Here is an 850-nt window from a genome sequence, read left to right as displayed (position 1 = left end):
CTAGGGCAGCATCGATCGACACAGCGCAAGGTGCCGCGTGGGGCGGATGACGAACAGGCGCTCACGGAGGACATCATCGCGTTGGCGAAGCAATATGGTCGCTATGGCTACCGCCGGGTGACGGCGTTGCTGTGCCATGCGGGGTGGACGGTGAACCACAAACGGGTCGAGCGGATATGGCGACGCGAAGGATTGAAAGTCCCGCTGCGCCAGCCCAAACGGGGACGCCTGTGGCTCAACGACGGATCATGTATCCGCCTACGGCCTGAGTATCCCGGGCATGTGTGGGCCTACGACTTCGTCGAAGGGCGCACGCACGATGGCCGCAAGTTCCGGATCCTGACCATCATCGATGAGGCCAGCAGGGAGTGCCTGGCACTCATCGTTGCCCGGCAGCTCAAACACGAGGATGTGCTGGCGGCGCTGGCTGACCTGTTCATTTCTCGCGGTCCTCCGGCACATATACGGTCCGACAACGGAAGCGAATTTATCGCGACCGCCGTCCAGAAATGGCTGGGGCAGATCGGCGTGACGACGCTCTACATCACGCCGGGATCACCATGGGAGAATGGCTATAACGAAAGCTTCAATGGATCGCTTCGCGACGAACTGCTCAACGGCGAGATCTTCTACAGCCTCGCTGAGGCCAAGGTGCTGATCGAGGCATGGCGGCGGCATTACAATACCGTTCGCCCTCACAGCAGCTTGGGTTACCGACCGCCGGCACCGGAAACGGCGACACCGCCATATCCGGCCTCCGGTTCCGCTTCGCTCCACCTCCGTCCGGATATGGCGGCGATGGGCTTAATACACTAACAAACCAATCGGTTCACTCGGCGGGGGCAGATCA

Annotated in this window: 1 protein-coding gene; it reads left to right on the top strand. The window is 61.3% G+C overall.

What is annotated here, in order from left to right; genetic code table 11:
* The coding region (locus ACFPOB_RS30200) for an IS3 family transposase (protein WP_377801857.1) at positions 1-816 on the top strand (816 nt) is incomplete at its 5' end.
* Positions 817-850: the final 34 nt, after the last annotated feature.

It is taken from the genome of Allobosea eneae (genome assembly GCF_042657265.1).
GTDB classification, from domain to species: Bacteria; Pseudomonadota; Alphaproteobacteria; order Rhizobiales; family Beijerinckiaceae; genus Allobosea; species Allobosea eneae.
Note: the sequence above shows the minus strand (reverse complement) of the source record. Positions and strands in the feature narration are given on the sequence as shown.